Annotated in this window: 22 protein-coding genes; 17 read left to right on the forward strand and 5 right to left on the reverse strand. The window is 65.3% G+C overall.

From position 1 onward, the window contains the following. Positions 1 to 261: 261 nt before the first annotated feature. From ACT3S2_RS04485 to nrdF, 7 genes are all read left to right on the forward strand, one after another. A complete protein-coding gene (locus ACT3S2_RS04485; protein ID WP_444555177.1) occupies positions 262 to 3,966 on the forward strand; it encodes a nitrate reductase subunit alpha in 3,705 nt (1,234 codons plus the stop codon). After that, a complete protein-coding gene (gene narH, locus ACT3S2_RS04490) occupies positions 3,966 to 5,633 on the forward strand; it encodes a nitrate reductase subunit beta (RefSeq protein ID WP_443384206.1) in 1,668 nt (555 codons plus the stop codon). The genes ACT3S2_RS04485 and narH overlap by 1 nt, the downstream gene beginning before the upstream one ends. Beyond that, entirely contained in the window at positions 5,630 to 6,289 is a 660-nt protein-coding gene (gene narJ, locus ACT3S2_RS04495) for a nitrate reductase molybdenum cofactor assembly chaperone (protein WP_443384207.1), read from the forward strand. Before narH ends, narJ begins: the two co-directional genes overlap by 4 nt. After that, complete coding sequence (narI, locus tag ACT3S2_RS04500) at positions 6,289 to 7,038, forward strand: respiratory nitrate reductase subunit gamma (RefSeq protein ID WP_443384208.1); 750 nt, start codon at positions 6,289 to 6,291, stop codon at positions 7,036 to 7,038. Before narJ ends, narI begins: the two co-directional genes overlap by 1 nt. Before the next feature lie 340 nt (positions 7,039 to 7,378). Further along, positions 7,379 to 7,885 carry a class Ib ribonucleoside-diphosphate reductase assembly flavoprotein NrdI gene (gene nrdI / locus ACT3S2_RS04505; RefSeq protein ID WP_444554212.1) on the forward strand — a complete coding sequence of 169 codons (507 nt, stop codon included), beginning with the start codon at positions 7,379 to 7,381 and terminating at the stop codon, positions 7,883 to 7,885. Further along, a complete protein-coding gene (nrdE, locus tag ACT3S2_RS04510; protein WP_443384210.1) occupies positions 7,882 to 10,035 on the forward strand; it encodes a class 1b ribonucleoside-diphosphate reductase subunit alpha in 2,154 nt (717 codons plus the stop codon). Before nrdI ends, nrdE begins: the two co-directional genes overlap by 4 nt. Before the next feature lie 34 nt (positions 10,036 to 10,069). After that, on the forward strand, positions 10,070 to 11,104 hold the full coding sequence (gene nrdF / locus ACT3S2_RS04515; protein WP_443384211.1) for a class 1b ribonucleoside-diphosphate reductase subunit beta: 1,035 nt from the start codon (positions 10,070 to 10,072) through the stop codon (positions 11,102 to 11,104). A 65-nt stretch (positions 11,105 to 11,169) separates the two neighbouring features. On the opposite strand, the gene ACT3S2_RS04520 is transcribed toward nrdF, so the two are convergent. Continuing rightward, complete coding sequence (locus ACT3S2_RS04520; RefSeq protein WP_444554211.1) at positions 11,170 to 11,916, reverse strand: SDR family oxidoreductase; 747 nt, start codon at positions 11,914 to 11,916, stop codon at positions 11,170 to 11,172. 141 nt (positions 11,917 to 12,057) lie between these two features. On the opposite strand from ACT3S2_RS04520, the gene ACT3S2_RS04525 reads away from it, so the two are divergent. From ACT3S2_RS04525 to ACT3S2_RS04535, 3 genes are all read left to right on the forward strand, one after another. Further along, positions 12,058 to 12,396: a YnfA family protein gene (locus ACT3S2_RS04525; RefSeq protein ID WP_443384213.1), complete on the forward strand. Its 339-nt coding sequence runs from the start codon at positions 12,058 to 12,060 to the stop codon at positions 12,394 to 12,396. 279 nt (positions 12,397 to 12,675) lie between these two features. Next, positions 12,676 to 14,013, forward strand: a complete 1,338-nt coding sequence (locus ACT3S2_RS04530; protein WP_444554210.1) for an acyl-CoA dehydrogenase family protein — start codon at positions 12,676 to 12,678, stop codon at positions 14,011 to 14,013. 314 nt (positions 14,014 to 14,327) lie between these two features. Continuing rightward, positions 14,328 to 15,866 (forward strand): AMP-binding protein, encoded by a 1,539-nt coding sequence (locus ACT3S2_RS04535; RefSeq protein ID WP_443384215.1) that lies wholly within the window; start codon positions 14,328 to 14,330, stop codon positions 15,864 to 15,866. A 39-nt stretch (positions 15,867 to 15,905) separates the two neighbouring features. Here the strand turns inward: ACT3S2_RS04535 and ACT3S2_RS04540 are convergent, their stop codons facing one another. Beyond that, entirely contained in the window at positions 15,906 to 17,351 is a 1,446-nt protein-coding gene (locus ACT3S2_RS04540; protein WP_444554209.1) for a dihydrolipoyl dehydrogenase family protein, read from the reverse strand. Positions 17,352 to 17,648: 297 nt separating this feature from the next. Between ACT3S2_RS04540 and ACT3S2_RS04545 the strand changes: the two genes are divergently transcribed. The 5 genes from ACT3S2_RS04545 (at position 17,649) to ACT3S2_RS04565 (ending at position 22,524) form a co-directional block, all read left to right on the forward strand. Next, positions 17,649 to 18,437, forward strand: coding sequence for a Crp/Fnr family transcriptional regulator (locus tag ACT3S2_RS04545; protein WP_444554208.1), 789 nt, complete (start codon positions 17,649 to 17,651; stop codon positions 18,435 to 18,437). Positions 18,438 to 18,502: 65 nt separating this feature from the next. Then, entirely contained in the window at positions 18,503 to 19,741 is a 1,239-nt protein-coding gene (locus tag ACT3S2_RS04550) for an ABC transporter substrate-binding protein (protein WP_444561325.1), read from the forward strand. Next, positions 19,731 to 20,561 carry an ABC transporter permease gene (locus ACT3S2_RS04555; protein ID WP_444554206.1) on the forward strand — a complete coding sequence of 277 codons (831 nt, stop codon included), beginning with the start codon at positions 19,731 to 19,733 and terminating at the stop codon, positions 20,559 to 20,561. Before ACT3S2_RS04550 ends, ACT3S2_RS04555 begins: the two co-directional genes overlap by 11 nt. Beyond that, complete coding sequence (locus ACT3S2_RS04560; protein ID WP_444554205.1) at positions 20,552 to 21,409, forward strand: ABC transporter permease; 858 nt, start codon at positions 20,552 to 20,554, stop codon at positions 21,407 to 21,409. Before ACT3S2_RS04555 ends, ACT3S2_RS04560 begins: the two co-directional genes overlap by 10 nt. Continuing rightward, positions 21,406 to 22,524, forward strand: coding sequence for an ABC transporter ATP-binding protein (locus tag ACT3S2_RS04565; RefSeq protein ID WP_443384043.1), 1,119 nt, complete (start codon positions 21,406 to 21,408; stop codon positions 22,522 to 22,524). Before ACT3S2_RS04560 ends, ACT3S2_RS04565 begins: the two co-directional genes overlap by 4 nt. 22 nt (positions 22,525 to 22,546) lie before the next feature. Here ACT3S2_RS04565 and ACT3S2_RS04570 read toward each other — a convergent pair whose 3' ends face one another. Both ACT3S2_RS04570 and ACT3S2_RS04575 read right to left on the reverse strand, forming a co-directional pair. Beyond that, complete coding sequence (locus ACT3S2_RS04570) at positions 22,547 to 23,224, reverse strand: haloacid dehalogenase type II (protein WP_443384044.1); 678 nt, start codon at positions 23,222 to 23,224, stop codon at positions 22,547 to 22,549. Positions 23,225 to 23,257: 33 nt separating this feature from the next. Beyond that, the gene (locus ACT3S2_RS04575; protein ID WP_443384045.1) at positions 23,258 to 23,545 is read right to left on the reverse strand and encodes a YrhK family protein; all 288 of its coding nucleotides are present in this window, start codon (positions 23,543 to 23,545) and stop codon (positions 23,258 to 23,260) included. Positions 23,546 to 23,652: 107 nt separating this feature from the next. Here ACT3S2_RS04575 and ACT3S2_RS04580 point away from each other — a divergent pair, with 107 nt between their 5' ends. Both ACT3S2_RS04580 and ACT3S2_RS04585 read left to right on the forward strand, forming a co-directional pair. Further along, positions 23,653 to 24,309 (forward strand): TVP38/TMEM64 family protein, encoded by a 657-nt coding sequence (locus tag ACT3S2_RS04580; protein ID WP_443384046.1) that lies wholly within the window; start codon positions 23,653 to 23,655, stop codon positions 24,307 to 24,309. Next, entirely contained in the window at positions 24,302 to 24,928 is a 627-nt protein-coding gene (locus ACT3S2_RS04585; RefSeq protein WP_443348183.1) for a CDP-alcohol phosphatidyltransferase family protein, read from the forward strand. Before ACT3S2_RS04580 ends, ACT3S2_RS04585 begins: the two co-directional genes overlap by 8 nt. Here the strand turns inward: ACT3S2_RS04585 and ACT3S2_RS04590 are convergent. Next, positions 24,910 to 25,587, reverse strand: a complete 678-nt coding sequence (locus ACT3S2_RS04590; RefSeq protein ID WP_443384047.1) for a class I SAM-dependent methyltransferase — start codon at positions 25,585 to 25,587, stop codon at positions 24,910 to 24,912. The two genes, ACT3S2_RS04585 and ACT3S2_RS04590, sit on opposite strands and share 19 nt — an antisense overlap.

The raw sequence follows: 25,587 nt of genomic DNA on the forward strand, positions 1-25,587 counted from the left end.
GATCAGCTCTTCGAAGGCCGCTCCCGCGGGGGCGGCCTTCGTCGTTCCCTCCGCGGGCCGGAACCTTAGAGCGTGAAGAATTTCCCATGTCACCTGCAGTTTTGTTGATTGCAACTATGTGATGGTGGTCTCATTTTTTCCCTGCTACTGTGAGTTTCATCGACGCGGGGTCTTTGATTCCACAGGATTCGGAAACCCCCTGTCCGAGGAGGCATACGGCCTCATGGCGGGCCGTATAACGGCGAATGCGGGAGGGCCGACATGAGCACGACCATGAATAGCGGACTACAAGATGCGCTGATCAGGACTCGGAGGTTTTTCAAACCGAAGGAAGTCGTCTCGCCCGATGGACGCACGCTACTCAAGGTCGGGGGCCGTTCCGGGGATTCCTTCTACCGGGATCGTTGGAGCCACGACAAGGTGGTCAGATCGACCCACGGGGTGAACTGCACGGGGTCGTGCTCCTGGAATGTCTACGTCAAAGACGGCATCATCACCTGGGAAACCCAGGCCACCGATTACCCCACCACCGGCCCCGATAAGCCGGAATACGAGCCGCGCGGTTGCCCGCGCGGCGCTTCTTTTTCCTGGTACACCTATTCGCCAACCCGAACCCGCTACCCATACATCCGCGGCGTCCTGCTGGAAATGTACCGAGAGGCCAAAGCCCGGCTGAAGGACCCGGTCCTGGCGTGGGCCGATCTGACCGAGGACCCGGAGCGGGCCGTGAAGTATAAGAGCGCCCGGGGCAAGGGCGGGCTGGTGCGCGCGTCATGGGACGAAGCGGTCGAGATCGTCGCGGCGGCCCATGTGCACACCATCCGCAAATACGGTCCCGACCGAGTGGCAGGGTTCTCGCCCATCCCGGCCATGTCGATGGTCTCGCACTCTTCAGGTGCCCGGTTCGTGAACCTTATCGGCGGGTCCATGCTCAGCTTCTACGACTGGTACGCCGATATGCCGGTCGCTTCCCCCCAGGTTTTCGGCGACCAGACCGACGTACCCGAATCCGGGGACTGGTGGGATGCCGGCTACCTGGTCATCTGGGGCACCAACGTCCCGGTGACGCGGACCCCCGATGCCCACTGGATGATCGAAGCCCGCTACCGGGGACAAAAAGTGGTCGTCGTTTCCCCCGACTTCGCCGACAGCACCAAATTCGCCGATGAATGGATGCCCGCCGAACCGGGAACCGACGGCGCCCTAGCGATGGCCATGGGACATGTCATCCTCAAGGAATTCCACGTGGACCGGCAGACCCCCTATTTCACCCAGTACGTGAAGAAGTACACCGACCTGCCGTTCCTGGTCACCCTCGACGAAGCGCAGGACGCCGACGGAGAACGGATGTTCACTGCCGGCAAGTTCCTGACCGCCGCCGACCTGGACGGAGAGATTGAGGCGGAAGCTGAAAACCCCGAATTCAAGACGGTCCTGGTTGATGCGGCCACCGACCGCCTCGTGGTGCCCCCGGGCACCCTCGGCCACCGCTACGGCGAAACCGGTGAGGGCAAATGGAACCTCGACCTCGGGGATATCGACCCCAAGCTGACCCTGATCGATGGTGCCGACGAAAACGTCTCCATCGACATGCCACGTTTCGACGCCGGCCAGGGCAATATCGGTGTCATCCGCCGCGGCGTCCCGGCACGCCGGGTGGCCGGACGGCTGGTCACCACGGTCTTCGACCTGATGCTCGCCCAATACGGCGTGGGGCGCCCCGGGCTACCGGGGGAGTGGCCCACGGGCTACGACGACGCCGAATCGCCGAACACCCCCGCCTGGCAGGCCAATATCACCGGCGTCACGGCCGAGGCCTGCGAACGGATCGGTCGGGAATTCGCGCAGAACGCCGAGGATTCCAAGGGCCGCTCGATGATCCTGATGGGAGCCGGCACCAACCACTGGTTCCACTCCGACACCATCTACCGCACCTTCCTGACCTTGACGACCGTCACCGGTTGCCAGGGCGTGAACGGCGGCGGCTGGGCGCACTATGTCGGACAGGAAAAGGTCCGTCCACTCACCGGATACAACCAACTCGCAAACGGACTGGACTGGCTGCGTCCTCCCCGCAACATGGTGCAGACGGCCTACTGGTACCTCCACACCGACCAGTTTCGCTATGACCAGTTCGGTGCCGATGCCCTGACCGCCCAAACCGGCAAGGGGCAGCTCGCCGGAAAGACGACGGCGGACATCATCGCCCAATCGGCCCGGCTGGGGTGGATGCCTTCCTACCCCACCTTCGACCGGAACCCCTTGATCATCGGGGCCCAGGCCAGGCAGAAGGGCCAGTCGGCCAAGGACTACGTGGTTGACGAGATCAAGGCGGGACGGTTGAACTTCGCCGCCGAGGACCCCGATGCTCCGGATAACTACCCCCGGGTGCTCTCGTTGTGGCGCTCGAACCTGATCGGCTCCTCGGCCAAGGGCAACGAATACTTCCTGAACCACCTGCTGGGGGCCTCGCACACCATCAGTGCCGAGGAAACCGCAGAACGCTTCCGCCCCAAGGACGTGAAATGGCGGGAGAAGGCTCCGACGGGGAAACTCGACCTGCTCACCACGCTGGACTTCCGAATGACCAGCTCCACGCTGCACTCGGATATCGTGCTCCCGGCGGCCACCTGGTATGAGAAGTACGACCTGTCCACCACTGACATGCACCCGTTCGTGAACTCCTTCAACCCGGCCATCGCCCCGCCGTGGCAATCCCGTACGGACTGGGACGCCTGGCAGGAAATCTCCCGGGTGTTCAGCCGTCTGGCGGAACCGCACCTGGGCAAGCAGACCGACGTCGTCGCGGCGCCGCTGACCCATGACACCCCCGATGCGATGGTTTCCCCACATGGGAAGGTCAGGGACTGGAAATACGGCGAATGTGAGCCCGAGCCCGGGGTCACCATGCCCAAGATCATCGAAGTCGAACGCGACTACACGAAGATCGGCGACATGATGCGCTCGATCGGACCCCTGATGGACACGCTCGGGGCCACGACCAAGGGCATCACCTTTGACGTGAGCCGGGAAATCGAAGAACTAAAGATCAAGAACGGAACCGTGAGGGGAGGTGCGGGCCATGGGCGCCCCGACATCCTCAAGGACTACCAGGCCTGCGAGATGATCCTGACCCTCTCCGGCACCACCAACGGACATTTGGCGACCCAGGGTTTCAAAACGCTGGAGAAACGCACCGGCACCTTGCTGCACGACTTGTCCTCGGAGAACGAAGGCCACCGGGTGACGTTCGCCGATACACAAAACGGTCCGGCGCCGGTGATCACCTCACCCGAATGGTCAGGTTCTGAAACCGGCGGCCGGCGGTACTCCCCGTTCACCATCAACGTTGAACGACTCAAACCGTGGCATACCCTGACCGGCCGGATGCACTTTTATCTGGACCACGACTGGATGACCGAACTGGGTGAGGGATTGCCGATCTTCCGGCCACCGCTGGACATGACGGCGCTATTCGATGAACCGGCCATCGGTTCCACCTCCTCCAAGGGCGTGTCCGTCAGGTACCTGACCCCGCATAATAAGTGGTCCATCCACTCCGAATACCAGGACAACCTGTTCATGCTCTCACTGTTCAGGGGTGGTCCGGGAATCTGGATGAGTCCGCTGGACGCCGAGAAGATCGGGGTCAAGGACAACGAGTGGATCGAGGCGGTCAACCGCAACGGCACGACCACGGCACGAGCCATCGTCTCGCACCGGATGCCCGAGGGCACCGTGTTCATGTATCACTCGCAGGACCGGCTGATCGATATGCCGCTCTCCGAGACCAGCGGCCAGCGCGGTGGCAACCACAACTCGCTCACCCGCCTGATGATCAAGCCCACGCACATGATCGGCGGTTACGCCCAGCAGACCTACGCCTTCAACTACATGGGGCCGACGGGAAACCAACGCGACGAAGTCACGGTCATTCGCCGCCGCAACCAGGAGGTGACGTACTAATGCGTGTCATGGCTCAAATGGCAATGGTGATGAACCTGGACAAGTGCATTGGTTGCCACACGTGTTCGGTCACGTGCAAGCAGGTCTGGACGAACCGTTCCGGTGCCGAACACATCTGGTTCAACAACGTGGAGACCCGGCCCGGTCTGGGCTATCCGCGTACCTATGAGGACCAGGAGAAGTGGAAGGGCGGCTGGACGCTGACCAAGCGTGGTCGGCTCAAGCTCAAGGCCGGTGGCCGGCTGAAGAACCTGATGACCATCTTCGCCGCACCCAATCTGCCAGGCATCAAGGACTACTACGAGCCGTGGACCTACGACTACGAGAACCTGACCACGGCTCCCGCCCAGGACCATATGCCGGTAGCCCGGCCCAAATCGTTACTCACCGGGCAGGACACCACCGTCACCTGGTCGTCCAACTGGGACGACGACCTGGCCGGGTCCGTGGAGAACACCCACCACGACCCGATCCTGCAGAAGGTCGGGGACAAGATCAAATTCGAATATGAGCAGACGTTCATGTTCTACCTGCCCCGCATCTGCGAACACTGCCTGAACCCCTCCTGTGTTTCCTCCTGCCCCACCGGCGCCATCTACAAGCGCGAAGAGGACGGCATCGTGCTGGTGGACCAGGACCGCTGCCGCGGCTGGCGGCAGTGCGTGGGCGGTTGCCCGTATAAGAAGATGTACTTCAACCACAAGACCGGCAAGGTCGAGAAGTGCACGTTCTGCTATCCGCGCATCGAGATCGGCCAACCCACGATCTGCTCGGAGACCTGCGTGGGTCGTCTGCGCTACCTCGGCCTGATGCTCTATGACGCCGACCGGGTCCTCGAGGCCGCATCCACCCCGGACGAGCACGGCCTGTATGAAGCCCAGCGCGAGGTGTTCCTGGATCCGAACGATCCCGAGGTCATGCGTGAGGCGCTCAAGGCCGGCATCCCCGAGGACTGGGTGGAAGCGGCCCAGCGGTCGCCGATCTACGCGCTGATCAACAAATACAAGGTGGCCCTGCCGCTGCACCCCGAATACCGCACCATGCCGATGGTCTGGTACATTCCGCCGCTCTCCCCGGTGGTGGATGCGGTCAGCGACACCGGCGAGGACGCCGAAAAGCAGGACAACCTGTTCGCGGCCATCGACAAGCTCCGGATTCCCATCGAGTACCTGGCCGGGCTCTTCACGGCCGGGGACACCAAGCCGGTGGATCTGGTGCTGCATAAGCTGGCGGCCATGCGCTCCTACATGCGCGATATCAATATGGGGTGGGAACCCCAGGAGTCCATTGCCGAATCGGTGGGGATGACCGGCCAGGAGGTCCAGGACATGTACCGTCTGTTGGCCATCGCCAAATATGAAGAACGCTATGTCATCCCCTCCGCCCACTACGAAGACGCCCACAAACTGGAGAACATCGCCACCGAGTGCTCGCTCGACGTCGACGGCGGTCCGGGTATGGGCGGCATGGGCGGGATGGACGGCTCCTTCGCCCAGGATCCGGATATGGGCAAGGACCCGGGCCTGGGATCCCCCGATGTGCCGGGACGTCCCGAAGGAGTGCGCATCAACCTGTTGAACTGGGACGGCCAAGGCACCCCCGAGGGGTTGTTCCCCGAATCGTCGTCGGACTCGGCGGCTTCGCCGCAGGGAGGATCCTCCTCATGACACCCCCCAAGGCCCCCGCGCTCAAATACTCCACCGAACAGCTCACCGGGATCTGGCAATCCGCGTCCATCCTGCTGGACTACCCCGATGAGGAACTGTTCTCCCGGCTGGAACTACTCAGTGAAGTGGCCGCCGGCCTGCCCACGAAGGTCGGGGCGGGATTGCAGAAGACCATCCAGCACCTGCAGCAGGGGACGTTGCGCGAGATCCAGAGCGAATATGTCGACACCTTCGACACCCGGCGTCGGGGATGCCTGTTCCTGACGTACTTCTCCAACGGGGAGACCCGGAAACGGGGTCTGGCGCTCCTGCGCATCAAGCAGGTCTATGTGAAGGCCGGACTGACCTTGACCGAGGACCAGCTCCCGGATCATCTGTGCGTGGTCCTGGAGTTCGGGGCCCTGACCGACGTCAAGGCGGGGCTGAAGATCATCTTGGACAACCGTGCGGGTCTGGAGCTGCTGCGGATCCATCTGCGCGAAGTCGAATCCCCCTGGTTCGGGGCCATCGATTCCGTCTGCGCCACCTTGCCAGCACTGAAGGGCAAGGACCATGAGGCCGTGCAACGGCTGATCGCCGAAGGCCCCGAAGAAGAGGAAGTCGGCTTGGACACCTATGGAACGCCGGATCTGGCGCCGATGCCGGGAGGCATGTAATGGACGACCCGTTGAATGTCTTTTTGTGGCTGATCTTTCCCTATATCTGTCTGACCATCTTCATCCTCGGGCACATCTGGCGGTATCGCTATGACAAGTTCGGGTGGACCTCACGGTCGAGCCAGATGTACGAGAGCAGCATCCTGCGCTGGGCGAACCCGATGTTCCACTTCGGGATCCTGGCGGTCTTCCTCGGCCACGTCATGGGTCTGGGGATCCCCCAGGCCTGGACCGATGCCGTCGGGATCTCCGAAGGGATGTACCACTTCATGGCGATCTCGGTCGGAGCCATCGCGGGGGTCTTCACGATCGTCGGATTCATCGGGCTGCTGTATCGGCGACGCTTCACCAAGGCCGTACTGGGCGCCACCACCAAGATGGACAAGACGATGTACTTCACCCTCGGGCTGGTCATCGTGGCAGGACTGGCCAATACCGTTTCGGGCGTGGCTGGAGCCTATAACTACCGCGAAGGCGTTTCCATCTGGTTCCGCAGCATCTTCTATTTCAACCCGCAGCCCGATTTGATGGTCGATGCCCCGTTCACGTTCCAGTTCCACGCCCTGATCGCCATCTTCCTCTTCGCGCTGTGGCCCTTCACCCGCCTGGTGCACGTCTTCACGGCGCCAGTGGGGTACATCTTCCGCCCCTACGTCCTCTACCGCAGCCGTGATGCCCATGCGGGATCGCGGGACGTCCGGCGCGGCTGGGAGAAGGTCGACACCATTCCCAAACGTCGTCCCGACTGATCGGAAAAGGACAACAGCAGATACTCCTCCCGGCGAGGGGGTGCCACGTGCACCCCCTCGCTGTGCTGTCCTATCGCCCCGGACCACTGTCCGGGCACCCACGTCAAGCGCACTTCCGCAGGCAAATCCCTGTTTTCATGCTCTTGAGCCTCGAGGGGCCGGCATTTCCCGCGGGAGTATTTCAGGGACGATTATAGAGTTCGATACTTCGAACTAGATACTACGAAGCCACGTAGACAAGTGTTTCAATGAGGTGCTATTACTAGATGTAGGCCATGAGGGGTCAACTGACCACAACATCTAGATCCGCCGTCAGGGCGGGAGTCAAGGAGCCTTGCGCATGAAGACGACTGAATCGGGGCGTTTGGACGGGGCCGGGCGCACGGCGTCCACCCCGCTCGACACGGACACCTCGCCGGAGGTGGTGTATTTTTCCAGCGTCTCAGGAAACACCCGACGCTTCATTGAACGGCTGGACCTGCCCGCGGTGCGGATTCCCTTGCGCCCCCGGATCGAGGGAGAGCTGCAGGTCTCCCGCCCGTTCGTCCTGGTGGTGCCCACCTACGGGGGAGGCCACCGTTCCACGGCAGTGCCCAAACAAGTGATCGGCTTCCTCAACGATCCGGTCAACCGTGGCCTACTGCGCGGGGTGATCACCGCCGGGAACACGAACTTCGGCGAGGACTACTGCCTGGCCGGGACGGTCATTTCCGATAAATGCCAGGTGCCCGAACTGTATCGGTTCGAACTGCTGGGCACCGAACGCGATGTACACCGGGTCCGCGAGGGCCTCTCCACCTTCTGGCACGACCACCACGCCACCACACCACTCGAGGAGTACGCATGACCACCGACATCATGGAGCCCACCACCGACGGCATCGGGGCCCGCAAGGACTACCACGCGCTGAACGCGCAATTGAACCTCTTCGCCGCCGATGGTTCGATCCAACTGGGCAAGGACCATGAAGCGGTCGAGGCCTATCTCGCGGGCCACGTCGAACCGCGGATGATCCGCTTCGACGACCTGGAAGCGAAGATCGACTACCTCATCGCCAATGAGTACTACGAGGAAGCGCCGATCCGCGCCTACCCCTGGGCGTTCGTGAAGGAGCTGTATCGCAGTGCCTACGCCCATGGGTACCGCTTTTCGACCTTCCTGGGCGCCTTCAAGTTCCATGCCGGCTACAGCCTGAAGACCTTCGACGGGGACCATTACCTGGAAACCTTCGAGGACCGCGTGGTGTCCACCGCATTGTTCCTGGGCCGCGGGGACGAGGAGCTGGCCGGCAGGCTGGTTCAGGAGATGCTCAGTGGACGGTTCCAGCCGGCCACCCCGACGTTCCTGAATGCCGGAAAGACCCAGCGCGGTGAACTCGTGTCCTGCTTCCTGCTGCGCATCGAGGACAATCTCGAATCCATCGGCCGCAGCGTCAACTCCGCCTTGCAGCTCTCCAAGCGCGGCGGCGGCGTCGCACTGCTGCTGACGAACCTGCGCGAGCAGGGCGCACCGATCAAGAAGATCGAGAACCAGGCCTCCGGCGTCGTCCCGGTCATGAAGATCCTGGAGGACTCCTTCTCCTACGCCAACCAGCTCGGGGCCCGCCAAGGCGCCGGCGCCGCCTACCTGCACGTCCATCACCCCGACATCCTGGCGTTCCTGGACACCAAACGGGAGAACGCCGATGAAAAGATCCGGATCAAGACCCTCTCGCTGGGTGTGGTGATCCCCGATGTGACCTTCGAGCTGGCCAAGCGGGGGGAGGACATGCACCTGTTCTCGCCCTATGACGTCCAGCGGGAGTACGGCACGGCCCTTTCGGATCTGTCGGTGACCGAGCACTATGACGAGATGGTCGCGAACCCGCGGATCGGCAAGAAGACCCTCAGCGCCCGGGCCTTCTTCAGGACCATCGCCGAACTGCAATTCGAATCGGGCTACCCGTACGTGATGTTCGAAGACACGGTCAATGCCGCCAACCCGCTGAAGGGGTGGATCAACATGTCGAACCTGTGCTCGGAGATCCTGCAGGTGAACACCGCGTCGGACTACGACAACGCCATCGGATACCAGCAGGTCGGCCGGGACATCTCCTGCAACCTCGGATCGCTGAACATCGCCGCGGCCATGGCCTCCGGTGACCTGGCGAGCACGGTCGACACCGCGGTACGCGGGCTGACCAGTGTCTCCGAGCTTTCGGACATCGACGCGGTCCCCTCCATCGCCCACGGCAACGAGCTCTCCCATGCGATCGGCCTGGGGCAGATGAACCTGCACGGCTACCTGGCGTCCCAGCGCATCCACTACGGCAGCGAGGAGGGCGTGGATTTCACGAACATGTACTTCTACACGGTCACCTACCACGCACTGCGCGCCTCGAACCGGATCTCGATCCACCGCGGACAGGCCTTCGGGGACTTCGAGAACAGTTCCTATGCCGACGGCTCCTACTTCGAGAAATACACCGAAAGGGTCTGGGAGCCGGCCACGGCGCGGGTGCGTGAGGTCTTCCGTGAAGCCGGCGTGGACATCCCGACCCGGCAGGACTGGCAGGAACTAAGCGAATCCGTGCAGAAGCACGGGATCTACAACGCCTACCTGCAGGCGGTGCCCCCGACCGGATCGATCAGCTACATCAACAACGCCACCGCGTCGATCCACCCCATCGCCTCGAAGATCGAGATCCGCAAGGAAGGCAAGCTCGGACGCGTGTACTTCCCGGCGCCGCATATGGACAACGAGAACCTGGAGTTCTTCAAGGACTCCTACGAGATCGGCTACGAGAAGATCATCGACACCTACGCAGCGGCCACGCAACACGTGGACCAGGGACTGTCCTGCACGTTGTTCTTCCGCGACACCGCCACCACCCGCGACATCAACAAGGCGCAGATCCATGCCTGGCGCCAGGGCATCAAGACGCTCTACTACATCCGGTTGCGGCAGATGGCCCTGACCGGCACCGAAGTCGAGAACTGCGTTTCCTGCGAACTCTGACCCTCCACCCCCGACGAAGGAAGACCCCATACCCATGAGCTTGTCCCCAGAGGCCCCGGTCGCCGAGCACCTGCTGCGCGACTCAGTCACCCCTCCCTCCTACCGGATCGACCCCGCCGCCCGGTTGCGGCCGATCAACTGGAACCGCGTCACCGATGAGAAGGACCTGGAGGTCTGGAACCGTTTGACGGCCAACTTCTGGCTGCCCGAGAAGGTCCCTCTCTCCAACGACATCCCGGCCTGGCAGCGGATGTCCCAGGAGGAACGAACCCTGACCATGCGGGTCTTCACCGGGTTGACCATGCTGGACACCGTCCAGGCGACCGTCGGGGAGATCAGCCAGATCCAGGATGCGCGGACCGAACACGAAGAGGCCGTCTACACCAACATCGCCTTCATGCAGGCCGTGCACGCCCGCTCGTATTCCTCGGTCTTCTCGACGCTGACCAGCACCCGGGAAATCGATGAGGCCTACGCCTGGGCCGTGGGCAACGACCAGCTGCAGGAACGGTGCAAGAAGGTCCTGCACCACTACTACGGGGATGATCCGCTCAAACGCAAGGTCGCCTCCACGTTGCTGTCCTCGCTGCTGCTGTATGCGGGCTTCTATCTGCCCCTGCACTTCTCGGTGCACGCGACGCTGACGAACACCGCGGACATGATCCGCCTGATCCTGCGGGACAAGGCGGTGCACGGGTACTACTCCGGCTATAAGTTCCAGCGCGGGCTGGAAACCCGCAGTCGGGAGGAACAAGAAGAGATCCGCGTGTTCACGTACGAGCTGCTCGAGGAACTCTACGAGTTGGAACTGGACTACTCCGGGGCGCTCTACGAGCCGCTGGGGCTGATGGAGGACGTGGCCGTCTTCGTGCGGTACAACGCCAATAAGGCGCTCATGAACCTGGGCTATCCCGCACGGTTCCCGGCCGAGGAAACCGAGGTCAACCCGGAGATCCTGGCCGCCCTGTCCCCGGGGGCCGATGAGAACCATGACTTCTTCTCCGGCTCAGGTTCCTCCTATGTCATCGGCAAGGGGGAGGACACCACCGACTCCGACTGGGCCTTCTGAGCCAACCATCACGAAGATGCCGGCACCCCTGGAGAGATGGGGGTAGGGGGTGCCGGTCCCGCACCTCAGCGGGGACCGGGCCGCTCCTGCAGGTACTGCGCGAAGGTCTGGTCCCCGTAGGGTTCTCCGGGGACCAGGTTCGCCCCGGCGTCGAGCCCCTTGAAGATCTGGAGGAAGGGCAGGCGCACCTGGAGCGAGGGGCGTCTGCCCCCGCGGGCCGTGCGCCATTGCCGGTACAGCTCACCGATGCCCAGTCGTTCGGGGCCGCCGATGTCAGCCACCCTGCCTTGGGGGACGCCGGCAGCCCAATGCGCCAGCCGGCCGGCCACCTCGGGCACGGCGATGGTCTGGAACCGTGCGGCCGGGGCCAACACGACCGGTAGGTGGCGTTGGGCGGTGAAGAGCCCGTCGATCAATGAGTGGAACTGGGTGGCCCGTTGCACGGTGAACGGCACCCCGGAGGCCTGCACGACCCTTTCGATCGCGAGCCGCTGGTTGTAGTAGGACAGCGGGATGTCCTCGATGCCGACGATCGAGATGAGCACCAGATGTCCGATGCCGGCCCGCTGGACGGCAGCCACCAGGTTCCGGGCGAGCCTCAGATCCCGGGCACCCCCGGTATGGGCGCAATGCACAACCGTCTCCACCCCGCGCAGGGCCTCGTTGAGACCTGCTCCGGTGAACAGGTCGGCCGGGAGCAGGCCGACCCGCCCGGAACTGGAGGTCCCCACGGCCTCGTGGCCGGCGGCCTCCACCGCGGCAAACGTCGGGGCCCCGAGTTGTCCCCCGGCCCCGGTGATCAGGATCTTCATCGTGCGCCCCTTTCCGGCGGGACCAGAGCGTGCACCAGACCCGCGTTGGATCGTGGAACCAGTCTGCCCCGCCGGGCCGGCGAAGGACAGGTGGGCGCCCACCCAACTCCGGGGAAGGGGGGCGTCGGTCAGACTGGAGGCATGACCATCACGAAATCCATCGTCCTCTTCGCCCTGGCAGCCGTCGCCGAAATCGGTGGCGCCTGGCTGATCTGGCAGGCCGTACGCGAGGACCGGGCCTGGTGGCTCGCCGGCCTCGGGGTCATGGCCCTCGGTGTCTACGGGTTCGTGGCGACCTTGCAGCCCGAGGCGAACTTCGGGCGGATCCTGGCTGCTTATGGCGGAGTGTTCGTCGCCGGTTCCCTGCTCTGGGGGATGGCCTTCGACGGGTTCCGTCCCGATCGGTGGGACCTCGTGGGGGCGGCGATCTGCCTGGTGGGCGTCGCGGTCATCATGTTCGTTCCGCGCACGGGAAACTAGGAGGCCCCCGGGGCCTGGCCGAGGCCGCTCCCGACCGCCGGGAACACCGGTCCCCGGGTGACCTCCCGTGACGGCGGAAGACCGAAGGTGACACCCGAGGGGCGTGGTGGCGGGCCGGTGACCGGGGAGGGGCGCCATGTTTCGTCACGGGAGGTCACCGACCGTCAAGCCTGTCGGGGACCGAGGGACGGACGGATAGCTTCGGTCGGGAGGCCCCGATCGCGGGCTTCCGAATCGTTCCCCCCGGCGCCGCCTGGCGCCCGATCCGCAGGAGGGCCCATGAGCCAGCAGACCGTTAAACCCACCGCCGCAGCGGCAGGACAGCCCACCTTCGCCGAACCGGGGCGCCCCGCGGCGGTCATCCACCCCGTAGCCCGACTCGAAACGACCCTGCCGCAGTACCAACAGCTGGCCGCCCGTTTCCGACCGCTCTTCGCTGGGATCGCCGCGGAATCCTCTGCCCGTGAAAAGGACCACCAGCTCCCGGTGGCGCAGATCCGGGAACTGGCCGCGGCCGGGTTCGGGGCCCTGCGGGTGGCCGTGGAGGACGGCGGCTTCGGAGCCAGCCTGCCGCAACTCTTCGCCCTGTTGACCGAACTGGCGGCCGCCGACTCGAACATCCCCCAGGCCCTGCGCGCCCACTTCGCCTTCGTCGAGGACCGGATCCTGGCCGAGCCCGGTGAAGCCCGTGATCGATGGTTGCGCCGTTTCGTGCGCGGTGAACTGGTCGGCAACGCCTGGACCGAGGTCGGAGCCGTCGAAGTCGGGCAGGTCCAGACCACCGTGGACCCGGCCCCCGAGCTGGGCCCCGGCCTCTTCCGGGTCAACGGGACCAAGTACTACTCGACCGGCAGCATCTTCGCCGACTGGATCGATGTCTACTCCGAACGCACCGACACCGGCCGTCGGGTCATCGCCGCAGTCGATGCCCACCAGGCTGGGGTGCGCCACCACGATGACTGGGATGGTTTCGGCCAGCAGACCACCGGCTCGGGAACCTCGATCTTCGTCGACGCCGTCGTGCGCCAGGAGAGCCTGATCGATTTTGAAACCCGCTTCAAATACCAGACGGCGTTCTACCAGACGGTGTTGCTGGCCGTGCAGGCCGGCAGCATCCGTGCCGCCGAACGGGAGTTCGCCGCCGAGGTCCATCGCCGTACCCGCACCTTCAGCCATGCCGCTGCACCGGTCTGGCGCGAAGACCCGCAGATCCTGCAGATCGTCGGGGAGGTCTCCGCCGCAGGGTTCGCGGGGGAGTCCATCGTCGAACGGGTGGCCGCCTCCCTGCAGGAAGCCCACGATGCCGCAGCGGACCTCAGGGCCGGACGGATCGACGCCGATCGCGAGGAAGATCTGAACGACGGCGCCGAACTGGCCTCCGCACAGGGCCAGGTGGCGCTGACCCCGCTTTCGGTGGACGCCCTTTCGCACGCCTTCGACGCGCTGGCCGCCTCGGCCACCTCCACGGTGAAGAACCTGGACCGGCATTGGCGCAATGCCCGCACCGCGGGGAACCACAACCCGGCGGTCTTCAAGGCCCGCCTGATCGGGGACCTGACCGTGAACGGCACCGCCTTGCCCCGGGTGTGGGCCATCGGCAAGTCGAAGAAGCCATGATCACCACCGGATCATTGATTACGCATAATCTTTACAGCCTAATCAAGTAAGGCTAGGCTAATTCTGCTTGGTTGAAGGTGATGCCCGATGGCCGCAGACTCGTCGCAGTAGTCTGCGGCCATCGGTCTGCCAGGGGGCGCCGGTGGTGCAGGCCACCCTTCGTCCGGCATTCCGCCCCGCCACCCACCATGGGCGCCTCGAGCGATCGTCGTCCACCGGATGGTTCCGGGGGCGGCGTGGAACGGAGTTTCTTGACGTGGGCCTCGGTTTCATTACACACTGATGTGACATATCCCACGAGTCGAGGAGCGGCAATGTTCGCCACCCTGTCAGTTGCCGCCATCGTCGCGGAATCCGCCCAACGCTTCGGCGACCGCCCGGCCATGACGTTGGCGGGGGAAACCGTGAGCTATGCGCAGCTATGGGACCAGACCCGCGCCTACGCCGGTGCGCTGCGTGATCGTGGCATCGGCCCCGGCTCCCGGGTGGCCGTATTGATCCCCAACGTCATCGACTTCGCCCGCACCTACTATGCGGTGCTGGCCCTGGGCGCGACCGTCGTGCCCGTGCACGCCCTCTTGAAGCGCCACGAAATCGAATACATCCTCAACGACGCCGAGGCCTCCCTGCTGGTCTGTGCGGCCCCGCTGCTCGGTGAAGGTGCGAAGGCCGCCGCGGCATCCGACGTCGATGTGGTGACCGTTCTCGCCCCGGAAGGCGAGGGGCCGGACCGCCTCGAAGACCTCGCGGGTCAGGCAACACCCATCGACACCTACCTGCCGATGCGCCCCGACGACAACGCGACGATCCTCTACACCTCGGGCACCACCGGCAAACCCAAGGGGGCATTGGGCTGCCACTTCGCCCTCCTAGAGCAGGTCAATGTGCTGCTGACCAGCACCTTCGACTACCGCGAGGGGGACCGCGTCTTCGGCGGATTGCCGCTGTTCCACACCTTCGGACAGACCGTGGTGCTCAATGCCGGGCTCCGCGCCGGAGCGGAGATCATGCTGCTGCCCAAGTTCACCCCGGCCGCCGCCTTGGATCTGCTGCTGGACAACGACGTGGATATCTTCTGCGGGGTGCCCACCATGTACATGGGACTGCTCCAGGCTCATCGGGACCGCCCGGAGAAGCCGACCAAACTGCGTTACGCAGTGTCCGGCGGCTCCGCGTTGTCGGTGGCAGCGCTGCACAACTTCGAGGAGGCCTTCGGCGCACCGGTCCATGAGGGCTGGGGGCTGACCGAGACCTCACCGGTGGCCGCCTTCAACCACGTGGGCGACGTGCCGGTTCCCGGCAGTGTCGGCAAGGCCATCTGGGGTGTGGACATCGAGGTCGCCCGTCCCGAGGTGGCCGAATCCATCGAATTCCTGCCCCGCGGAGAGCTGGGCGAGTTCGTGGTCCGCGGACACAACCTCTTTTCCGGCTACCTCAACCGCCCCGAGGCCACCGCAGAAGCGGTCGTCGACGGCTGGTTCCGTACCGGAGACCTGGGGACCAAGGACGACGACGGCATCCTGCGGATCATGGACCGCAAGAAGGAAATGATCCTGCGCAACGGCTACAACGTGTATCCACGCGAGGTGGAGGAGTTCCTGATGGAACATCCAGACATCGACAGCGTTGCCGTCTTCGGCGTGGAGGATGCAACCCACGGCCAGGAGGTCGCGGCAGCGGTCTCGTTGGTCCCGGGTAGCAAGCTCACCGCCGACGACATCCGCGCCTACGCCAAGGACGGGGTGGCAGCCTATAAGTACCCGCGGATAGTGCAGATCGTCTCCGAGTTCCCGGTCGGACCCAGCGGCAAGATCCTCAAACGCGAACTCGTCGCCCAATACTCCAAGGAGTAAGGACGCAGCGAACGACCGGTGGGGCAGGGGTACAGCGGGTTACCTGTTCCGTCCGGGGTTTTTGGCTATCCACGCCCGACGAACCCGGGCCAGGAGGCCGGTGGCCAAGCTCATCGGCGGGGCAGCCAACCGGGCCTGGACATCCTCGAGTGCCGCGTCGCGTAGCGCCTCGGAATAGGTCGGATACGGATGGATCGTCCCGGCAACCTCCGAGGCACTCAGTCTGGAGTGCACCGCCAAGGTCAGCTCGGCCAGGGTGTCCCCGGCCCGGGGCCCCACGATGGTCCCTCCGACGAGCTTGCCCCGCCGATCCACGACGACCTGCGTATAACCCTGCGTCTGGCCGGCGGTGATGGCCCGATCGAGTTCGCCATGCCAGCTGGTATGCACCCGGTCACCGGGTTGGGACGCGGCGCCGCGTCCGACGGCTGCGACTTCGGGTGAGGTGAAGGTGACGCGGGGCACGACGGCGGGGATCCTGCGGCGCAGGCCCAGCGCCGCATTGGAGGCAGCGACGCTCCCGTGCAAGCCCGCCACGTGGGTGAAGTCCTCGTAGGCGGTGATATCGCCCGCGGCACGAATGAGCGGGTTCGAGGTGCGCAAGGTGGCATCGGTGAGAACGTGTCCGCGCGTATCCAGCTTCACGCCGATGGTTTCCAGCCCGAGTCCGGAGGTCCGGGGGCTGCGGCCGGTGGCCAGGAGCACCAGGTGGGCGACGACGTCTTCTCCGGTGTCCAAATGCAAAGTGGCATCGTCGGGACCACCGGTGGCTTCGGTGATGGCCGCCTCCTCCAGGATCCGTATCCCGTCGTCCTGCAGGCTCCGGCGCAGGATATCCGCTGCCTCGAGGTCTTCCTTGGGCAGCAGGCGCGAGCGGACCACCAGGGTCACGGCAGATCCGAGTCGGGCGAAGGCCTGGCCGATTTCACAAGCGATGGGTCCGCCTCCCACGACGACCAACCGATCCGGCAGCTCGGTGACATCCCAGATGCTGTCAGAGGTCACTGTCAGGCACGGATCGAGGCCCGGAATCAGCGGAGCGGAAGGCGCGCTGCCGGTGGCCAGCAGGGCCTGCCGAAAGCGGATGGTTCGCCCATCGACGTCGGCCAGGCCGGGACCGCGGAACACCAGTGTTCCCTGCATGACCTCGACGCCCGCGGCCCCCAATGCCTCCGGGGTATCTCCCGGTTCGATCGTGGCGATTGCCGCAGCGATCCGTTCGCGCGCCGTGCCGAATTCCAGGCGCTGCCCGCCCGAGCGGTGGCCCTGCACCGATTCCTCGGCAGAGGAAAGCAAGGTCTTCGAGGGGACACATCCGGTGTACAGGCAGTCTCCTCCGGGACGCGCACGCTCCACGAGGAGCGTTTTGACGCCGAAACCGGCAGCGGTCTTCGCGCCGACGATCCCCGCCGAGCCTCCACCAACCACCAGGAACTCGACGGTTCGATCCTTGGGTGACATATCCAGATTTTCGAAGCGTTCCATGCTTGGAATGGTACGGCCGCCGGTGCCTGAACCAGCAGGAATCCGGTAGCGGGCCTGCCGCATGACGTTGTGTAGTCCAGTTCACTGAAAACCGCGGTCCGCGCCGTCTAGCGTGAGGCAATCGAGAACGCACCAACGACTCCGAGAATGGATGGACCCCATGCGGGCAACAGCGCCAGAACGTCAGGGCAGAGCCTCAGCGCCTTGCGGGCGCCTCCTGCTGACTGACACCGCGGGGCAATCCCCGGACGCTGACATCAACCCCCGCGTTGCCGGGCGTTCGTTCGAGGTGCGACCATGACCGATAACTGCTCGCTCGAAATGACGGCAGCCGTTCCGGGCGATCTGCGCCCGTGGGCACCACGCCAACGAGAGGCCGAACCACTAGTGCCCGAGCTCTACGAACACTTCAGTTGCCTGCGCGAGGTCGATCTCTTCGCCGACCTTTCGGCCGCTGAAATTGCTGCCATGGACCGCATGCTTCCCCCACGGACCTATGATCGGGGCACAGTGCTGTTCAGCCCCGGTGAACCGGCGATGGAGCTCTTCGTGCTCAAATCCGGTCGGGTGAGGATCTTCCGCGTCGCCGAGGACGGCAAGGCGCTGACGATGGCCATCCTGGAACCAGGCGCGGTGTTCGGTGAAATGCTGCTGGTGGGCCAGCGCATGTATGACAACTACGCGGAAGCAATCGAGACCTCGAAGGTCTGCACGCTCAGCGTCGGCCAGGTCGAGGGACAACTGCTGGCTGACCCCCGCATCGCCGTCCGCGTATCACGTTTGCTCGGCGAACAGGTGGCCAGACTGGAGCAACGGCTCACCGATCTGGCACTGCTGCCGCTCTCGGCACAAGTGGCCTCCACGCTGCTCAAACTCGACGACGCCACCGGGCCACCGCGTTTCGGCCAGCACCGGACCATTCGTTTGACACACGAACAACTGGCTGGATTGCTCGGTGCCTCCCGGGAGGCGACCAGCAAGATCATGTCCGAATTCGCCGCCGGCGGGATTCTGCGCCAGGGACGGGGGCGGCTGAGCCTTCTTGACCGACCCCGGCTGGACCGTGCCGCCCGCGGCGTGATGTAGACGCCGGACCGCAAGCCCGCCCACCGTGCCCCATCCGAAAAGGACAGCTGCTCCGAATGAAAGACATGAGCTCCTGGAGCCGCCGAAAGTTTCTGGCCGCCGCCGTTATGACCGGTACCGTCGCCGGGCTCTCGGCCTGCTCTGGCGCCGCTCCCACGGCCCGGACGTTCGACGATTGGGCCCAGGTCAGTGACCAGGCACGTGGCCAGACCGTGAAGTTGTGGATGTACGGCGGTGATCAGCAGGGCAACACCTACATCGACCAGCATCTGGTCCCAGCGGCCGCCGAAGTCGGCGTGAAGCTCGAGCGGGTACTGGTGGCGGACACCAAGGACGCCATGAACCGGGTGCTCAGCGAGGTCCAGGCCGGCACCACTGACGGGGCCGTTGACCTGGTGTGGGTCAATGGCGATAACTTCGGCACCGGCAAACAGGCAGGGGCCTGGGCCTGCGGGTGGACCTCGCTGCTGCCGAACATGGCACTGACGGCGCCCCAGGACCCGCTGCTGACGAACGATTTCGGCACCCCGGTCGAAGACTGCGAGGCACCGTGGAACAAGGCCCAGTTCACGGTGGCCTACAACGCGGCCACCGTCGAACGCCCGCCGGGATCCATCGCCGAGCTGTTGCAATGGGCGCGAAAGAACCCCGGACGATTCACGTATCCGGCACCTCCCGATTTCACCGGATCGGTCTTCACCCGCCAGGTCCTCAACTCGGTCTCCGGAGGATATGAGAACGTGCCCCTGGCCTTCGACCGCTCCGCCTATGAGGACCTCACTCCCGCGCTCTTCGACGCGATGTCGGAAGTGGCCCCCGCGTTGTGGCGCGAGGGACGGACCTACCCCAAAAGCGGGGAGGAACTCAATGCGCTCTTCGCCGACGGACAAGTCGACTTCACCATGACCTACGGCCCCGCAACGCTGACGAAGCTGGTCAAGGACGGTACCTACCCGCCGCAAACCACGGTGTTGGAACTCGACGGCGGCACCCTGGGCAACGCCAGCTTCCTGGCCGTCCCCGCCACCTCGGGGAACCAGGCAGGCGCCATGGTGGTCGCCAATATCGCCCTCTCGGCCGAGCAACAGGCCACCAAGGCGGACCCGCGCATCTGGGGCCAGTTCCCCGTCGTCTCCGCGGAGAGGTTGGACCATCGGCAGCAGCAGCTCTTCGAGGCGCTGCCCACCTCGAGTGTGGTTCCTGCCTACGAGGTCCTCTCCCGCAAGGCCAACCCCGAATTATCTGCCGAGTGGGTCAGCGAACTTGACCAGGGATGGCGCCGGGAGCTGCTCGGTGGGAAATAGAAAGGCGACCCTGCTGGTGCTTCCGGCAACGGTGATCAGCTTCTTCGTCGTGGTCGGCGGTCTACTGGCGGCCCTGATGCAAAGCCTGGGCTTGCTGCCCTTTGCGGGGCCGCCCACGCTGAACTCCAGCGCCTATCTCACGGTGGCCCCCGACCTGCCATCGGCCGTCGCACTGTCCTTCGGCATCGCCGCAGCTTCGACACTGATCGCCGTGATCTTCGGTTTCGTCACGGCCATGTTGGTGATGCGCGGACGTTTCGGCGGGCGCCTGATCGCCATGGTCTCGACCTGGAGCATCCCGTTTCCGCATCTGGTCGGTGCCGCCTCAATGGGGCTGCTGCTCGGGGATGCGGGCTTCCTCGCCCGGATCTTCGGCACCGACTCCTGGCCCGAACTGGTGGGCGGGCCCGCCTGGATCGCGGTCATCGCGGCCTATAGCTGGAAGGAATCGGCGTTCGTCGCCCTCGTCGTGACCGGTGTCCTCCTGACCCGGGCCACCGCCTACGACGAAACGGCCGCGCTCTTGGGCGCCGGCCGATTGCGGCGCCTGCGCCATGTCCTGGTCCCGCTGAGCCTGCCCGCCCTGGGAGTTTCGGCAACGATCGTCTTCGTCTACGTTTTCGGATCCTATGAAGTGGCTTGGCTGCTGGGCCGGCCCTACCCCGAACCGCTACCGGTCATGGCCCTGCGGCTCTTCAGCTCGGCCTCATTGTCCTCACGTCCCGAAGCGGCGGCACTGGCCGTGGTCACGACCATCGTCGCCCTGGGAGCCGCGGGCCTCGCCGCGCTGGCGCTGCGCCGGGTGCCGCTATGGCAGTGATCCTCCCCGCCCCCGCCGAGTCCCGGAAGGAGGCGACGCGCAACGGCCTATTCGCTTCACGACGGCTCGGGCGTTGGGGAAGGTGGCTGCTGGTGCTGGCCATGACCGTCTGGTTCCTGGCCCCCCTGCTGCCCTTGGCTCTGTGGTTCTTCGCCGAGCGCTGGTCCTTTCCGGGCATCCTGCCCCAGGAATGGGGGACCGGGGCAGTACAGGAGGCCCTGGCGCAGGGGGCGGTGCCCGCCTTTGGGCGTTCCTTGGGCGTGGCGCTGGCGGTCATGGCGGTGGCCACCCCGATGGGCCTGCTGGCGGCGCGGGCCTTCGCGTTCCACCGTCCGCACGGCGCAGGGTTCCTCAGTGCCCTGGTGTTCGCGCCGTTGGCCCTGCCACCCTTTGCCGCCGCCTTCGGGCTGAACGTGCTGTTCCTACGCTTGCATCTTCCGCCGATGTTCGGCATCGTTCTGGTTCTTGCCGTTTATGCCTTGCCCTATACGACGTTCACCCTGCGGGTGGCCTACGGCGCCTATGAGTGCGGCTTCGAGGATGAAGCACGTATGCTCGGCGCCTCCCGGTGGCGCGTGCTGAGCCGGGTGCACCTGCCATTACTGGCTCCCGCCCTCATGCGTGCTGCCTTTCTGGCCTTCCTGGTGGGGTGGAGCGATTATGTGGTCACCTTGCTGGTGGGCGGCGGCACGCTGGTGACCGTCCCCCTGCTGGTGGCCTCGGCCGCTGCCGGAACCGGCAATGATGCGATGCTCTCGGTGCTGTCGGTCACCGCCGTCCTGCCTCCGCTGGTCCTGTTGCTGGGAGCGGCAATCCACACCCGTCGACGTCTGGGAGTCCGCTCATGAGTGCAACACTGGTCATCGAAGACCTGATCACCACCTTTCCCGGTACCGTCCGCCCGGCCTTGGCAGGCATCAGCCTGGAGGTCCGTGCTGGTTCCTGCACAGCGGTCTTGGGCCCCTCGGGGTCGGGCAAGAGCACGTTGCTGCGCTCGGTGGCCGGACTTGAGGTCCCCGATGCCGGCCGGGTCGTGCTCGGGGGCACGGACCTCGCCCCGATCCGGCCCGAACAGCGCGGCATTTCCCTGGTGTCCCAACGCCCGTTGCTCTTTCCCCATTTGAACGTCCTGGACAACGTCGCCTTCGCCGCACGGGTGCGCGGTGTCCCCCGCCGAGAGGCCCGCCGCGACGCCGCGGACTTCCTGGACGTCGTCCAGCTCGGTGACGTGGGAACTCGGCGTGCCACCGAGCTCTCCGGGGGACAACAACAGCGGGTGGCCCTGGCCCGCGCCCTGGCCGCTCGGCCGGGCCTGCTCCTCCTCGATGAGCCCTTCAGCGCTCTGGACCCCGGGCTGCGGACCAGCATGCACGATTTGCTGGCCGAGGTGCGTCGCCAACTTTCCCCGACCCTGCTGCTGGTCACCCACGACCGAGACGAGGCCGTTGCCGTCGCCGAACGGGTTGCCCTGCTCGGGAACGGGTGCCTCTTGCAACATGCCGCCGTCCAGGAGATCTACACCCGTCCGGTATCCCTCGAGGTCAACCGGCTGATGGGTGGCCTCAACGAGGTCCCGGGCACGGTCCGCGGCGGTCGGCATGAATCGGAGCTGGGAAGCTTGGCGTTGCCGGAGGACGCTGCCGGTGCCTCCGGGCCGGGAACCCTGATTTTTCGGCAGGAAAGCATCATGGTCAGTGGCGTCGACGGCCCCGGAATACCGGCGATCGTCAGTGCCGTGAAGCCACAGGGGGCCAGACGGATACTCACCGTGCAGGTCGGCGGACAGCTGCTCCACGCCGAAGCCCCCTGGGCGCTGCCGGTGGCGCAGGGAACGCCGGTGCGGTTGCAGATTCCGCGTTCGGCGCTCTGGGTCCTACCCGAGGAACCGACCGCGACGACCACGGGTTCCACTCCCAACGCAACGGGCGACGCCATCGATCAGCTGGTCACCGACCATGTCTAGGCGCGGCGGACCACCGACGCCCTCAGCGCGATACCAGCGCCCGTGGAAGATCCGTCAGCCGGGTGATGGTCAGCTCCGGGGCAATAAAATGTCCGGGGTAGCTGGTGCCGTCCCGATTGAGCCAGGCGGTGCGCAGGCCGGCCCGCGCCGCGCCATGGACGTCCCAGGGATGCACCGCCACCAGCAGCAGGTCCGCCGGATCCGCGGCACAGGCGGAAGCGGCATAAGCGTATGCTGCCGCAGCGGGCTTCCACGCCGGGGCCTGGGCGGCCGAGAGCACGAGATCGAAATACCCGCGCAGGCCGGCGGCCGAGAACATCGATTCGGCCAGGGTGGCGGCGCCGTTGCTGAGCGTGACCAGGCGATGGCCGGCCTCATGCAGGGCTTTCACCCCGTCGGCGACATCCGCGTGCAACCCGAGACCGGAGAGGGTCTCCATGATGGTCTCCACGGCCACCGCCGTTGGACAGGAGAGATCAAGACGGTCGAACAGCGCGTGCAGGTTTCCGCGTCCCAGGACGGCGAAATCGGCGTTGTCGCCGGCGGCGGCCAGCGCGAAACCATCCCGCAGCAGCCGGGCGAACCATTGATCGGCCAGCGCGGCGGGGGCTCCGAGCTGCTCGAAGCTCCGCCCCAGCACCGACATATCGGACAGGGTCTCGTTCACATCGAAAACGATGACGGGCAAACGGTCGTTCATGGTTCCTCCGACTGGGTTCTTGAGGGGAAGCGGTTAGCTGGTGCCCTGATCCGTGGTGCCGGTCAGGCCCTGGAGTTCATCCAGCCGGACGAGCTTGATCTCACGGATCAGGCGCAAGGTGGGTTTGAGTGCGAAGCACACGGAACCGACGAGGAAAAGCCAGGTGGCCAGGATCGTCGTCGACTCCCGGAAGAAGAAGATGCTGCCGACGATGAACAAGACCGCTGCCAGGAAATCGACGGTCGTATAGGCGATTTCGAAGCGGGCGGAGAGTCGGCTGTGTTGGCCGCTTCGATGCTGGTGGTCGGTGGTGAAGAGCACGACAATCTCCTGATTCTCGGTGGGGTCCGGCCCGGCCGGCCGGCTGTGGACCATTATCCTCCCGGGGCGCGGATTGCCGAGGGGCCCCTGGCCGAGCGGTGCAGGGCATGAACGGTCGGCGTCGTGCCCTGGTCCGGTTGACAGTACTGGTGGTTTTGCTGGCGATCCTGTCCGTGCTGGTCCTGCGCCTTCCCCTGCCGGGGGTGGAGGAGCTGCGGACCTCGTTGCGCGGGACCGGGGGGTGGGGAATGAGCGTGTTCGTGCTCGGGTATGCGGCACTGACCTTGTCGCCGGTGCCCAAAAGTGTTCTCTCGGTGGCCGCGGGCCTGGTCTTTGGTTTCTGGGCGGGAATCGGCTTGGTCTATGGCGGGGCGATGCTGGGTGCCGCGGGCGCTTTCTGGCTCGGCCGCTGGCTGGGCCGGGACGCCGTGGAAAAGTTCACCGGAACCCGGGTCCGCCGCGTTGATGATGCCCTCAGGCGCCGGGGCACGCTGTCGGTGATCGGCCTCCGGCTGGTCCCGGTGCTGCCGTTCACGGCCATCAACTATGCGGCGGGCCTGACCTCGATCAGCTGGGGGTCGTATTTCTTGGGGACGGCGTTGGGCATCCTGCCCGGAACCGCCGCGTACGTCACGCTGGGCGCCTATGGCACCGACCCCGGATGGCAATTGGAGCTGGCCGCGGCGGTCCTGGGCGTCCTGATCCTGGGTGGGGTCCTGTTCGCGGCTTGGAAGCACCGGAAGGAACGGAAACCTCATGTTTGACGCACGACTACGCCAGTTCAGTGCCGGTCTCGCGGACCGGACAGCACGGCGGCTGGACGTCCCTTGGATCACCCCGGACCGGCTGACCGGCCTGAACCTGGTCCTCGGCTTGGCCTCGGCCGGGTTCGCTGCGGCTCAATGGTGGACTCCAGCACTCCTGGCCTGGCTCCTGTGCCGGCTGGCCGACGGGCTGGACGGACCGCTGGCACGGATTCGTCGCGCGCGGACCGGTGCCGAAGACACCGGGCAGGGCGGCTTTTGGGATATCTGTGCCGACTTCGTGGTCTACGGGGCCACCGTCATCGGCGTCGGATGGGGTGCCACGGAGGCCTTCGGCGCCCCCTGGTTGCCCTTCCTGCTGGTGGTCTTCGCCTACTACATCAACGGCACCGCCTTCCTGGCCTTCTCCTCGATTGCCGAGAAGACCGGCCGGCGCATTGACGATGGCCGCTCCTTGTCCTTTATCTCGGGGTTAACAGAAGGGACGGAAACCATCGTGGTGCATGTGTTGTGGCTGGTCTTCCCGATGGTGGCGTGGCAGATCGCCGCGGTGTGGGCTGGCCTGGTCTGCCTCAGTGCCACGGAACGAATCATCCGTGGTTACCGTTCGCTGGGGTGACTCCTGTTCCCGGTCGGCAGGGGAATCCTTCCGGCGCGGATCTGTAGATGGCCCCCACGGGCCTGGTCGGGGACGACGTCGGTGCATTGCTCCTCCACGGCGGTCCAGGGGTGGGCGGTGATATCGGAACCACCGAGCCGGCAGGCGGCCTCCGCCAGCCAGCCCAGCGCACGGGCCGCCCCGAGAGGGCGCTGCATATCAACGACGCAGATGGTCCCGCCGGGTACCAACGTCGAGCACACGTGGTCGAAGGCCGTCTGCCAGTGAGGCATCAGCGATAAGGAATAGGTGGCCAGGGCCTTCGCCGAATGCGGGCGGGCCCCCTGGTGGCGCAGCGTTGAGGACAGCTCGGCGGCGGTCATGGTTTGGGCATCGGCCTGGATCAGCGCCACGTTGGTCCACCCCCGGGCTTGCACTCTGCGACGTGCCTGCCGGAGCATCGCCGCGCTGCTGTCGATGCCCACGATGCGTCCGGTCTTCCCGATCCCGGCCTGCAATGAGGAGAAGTTCAATCCGGTGCCGCAACCGATATCGAGGATCTGATCGCCCGGTGCCGGTTGCAGGGCGCGGATTCCGCGGACCCGACCGGCCCGGTAGACCGGCCATTCCCCGGAGAGGGCGTCGTAGAACGGGGCGAACCTGGTGTATTTGTCCGGCAT

The sequence above is a fragment of the Arthrobacter sp. AOP36-A1-22 genome (assembly GCF_052377615.1).
Taxonomy (GTDB): domain Bacteria; phylum Actinomycetota; class Actinomycetes; order Actinomycetales; family Micrococcaceae; genus Arthrobacter_H.

What these genes read in the sequence shown, in the direction of transcription:
- ACT3S2_RS04485 (WP_444555177.1), top strand. Translation starts at nt 262, where the DNA reads ATGAGCACGACCATGAATAGCGGACTACAAGATGCGCTGATCAGGACT.
- narH (WP_443384206.1), top strand. Translation starts at nt 3,966, where the DNA reads ATGCGTGTCATGGCTCAAATGGCAATGGTGATGAACCTGGACAAGTGC.
- narJ (WP_443384207.1), top strand. Translation starts at nt 5,630, where the DNA reads ATGACACCCCCCAAGGCCCCCGCGCTCAAATACTCCACCGAACAGCTC.
- narI (WP_443384208.1), top strand. Translation starts at nt 6,289, where the DNA reads ATGGACGACCCGTTGAATGTCTTTTTGTGGCTGATCTTTCCCTATATC.
- nrdI (WP_444554212.1), top strand. Translation starts at nt 7,379, where the DNA reads ATGAAGACGACTGAATCGGGGCGTTTGGACGGGGCCGGGCGCACGGCG.
- nrdE (WP_443384210.1), top strand. Translation starts at nt 7,882, where the DNA reads ATGACCACCGACATCATGGAGCCCACCACCGACGGCATCGGGGCCCGC.
- nrdF (WP_443384211.1), top strand. Translation starts at nt 10,070, where the DNA reads ATGAGCTTGTCCCCAGAGGCCCCGGTCGCCGAGCACCTGCTGCGCGAC.
- ACT3S2_RS04520 (WP_444554211.1), bottom strand. Translation starts at nt 11,916, where the DNA reads ATGAAGATCCTGATCACCGGGGCCGGGGGACAACTCGGGGCCCCGACG.
- ACT3S2_RS04525 (WP_443384213.1), top strand. Translation starts at nt 12,058, where the DNA reads ATGACCATCACGAAATCCATCGTCCTCTTCGCCCTGGCAGCCGTCGCC.
- ACT3S2_RS04530 (WP_444554210.1), top strand. Translation starts at nt 12,676, where the DNA reads ATGAGCCAGCAGACCGTTAAACCCACCGCCGCAGCGGCAGGACAGCCC.
- ACT3S2_RS04535 (WP_443384215.1), top strand. Translation starts at nt 14,328, where the DNA reads ATGTTCGCCACCCTGTCAGTTGCCGCCATCGTCGCGGAATCCGCCCAA.
- ACT3S2_RS04540 (WP_444554209.1), bottom strand. Translation starts at nt 17,351, where the DNA reads ATGGAACGCTTCGAAAATCTGGATATGTCACCCAAGGATCGAACCGTC.
- ACT3S2_RS04545 (WP_444554208.1), top strand. Translation starts at nt 17,649, where the DNA reads ATGACCGATAACTGCTCGCTCGAAATGACGGCAGCCGTTCCGGGCGAT.
- ACT3S2_RS04550 (WP_444561325.1), top strand. Translation starts at nt 18,503, where the DNA reads ATGAGCTCCTGGAGCCGCCGAAAGTTTCTGGCCGCCGCCGTTATGACC.
- ACT3S2_RS04560 (WP_444554205.1), top strand. Translation starts at nt 20,552, where the DNA reads ATGGCAGTGATCCTCCCCGCCCCCGCCGAGTCCCGGAAGGAGGCGACG.
- ACT3S2_RS04565 (WP_443384043.1), top strand. Translation starts at nt 21,406, where the DNA reads ATGAGTGCAACACTGGTCATCGAAGACCTGATCACCACCTTTCCCGGT.
- ACT3S2_RS04570 (WP_443384044.1), bottom strand. Translation starts at nt 23,224, where the DNA reads ATGAACGACCGTTTGCCCGTCATCGTTTTCGATGTGAACGAGACCCTG.
- ACT3S2_RS04580 (WP_443384046.1), top strand. Translation starts at nt 23,653, where the DNA reads ATGAACGGTCGGCGTCGTGCCCTGGTCCGGTTGACAGTACTGGTGGTT.
- ACT3S2_RS04585 (WP_443348183.1), top strand. Translation starts at nt 24,302, where the DNA reads ATGTTTGACGCACGACTACGCCAGTTCAGTGCCGGTCTCGCGGACCGG.
- ACT3S2_RS04590 (WP_443384047.1), bottom strand. Translation starts at nt 25,587, where the DNA reads ATGCCGGACAAATACACCAGGTTCGCCCCGTTCTACGACGCCCTCTCC.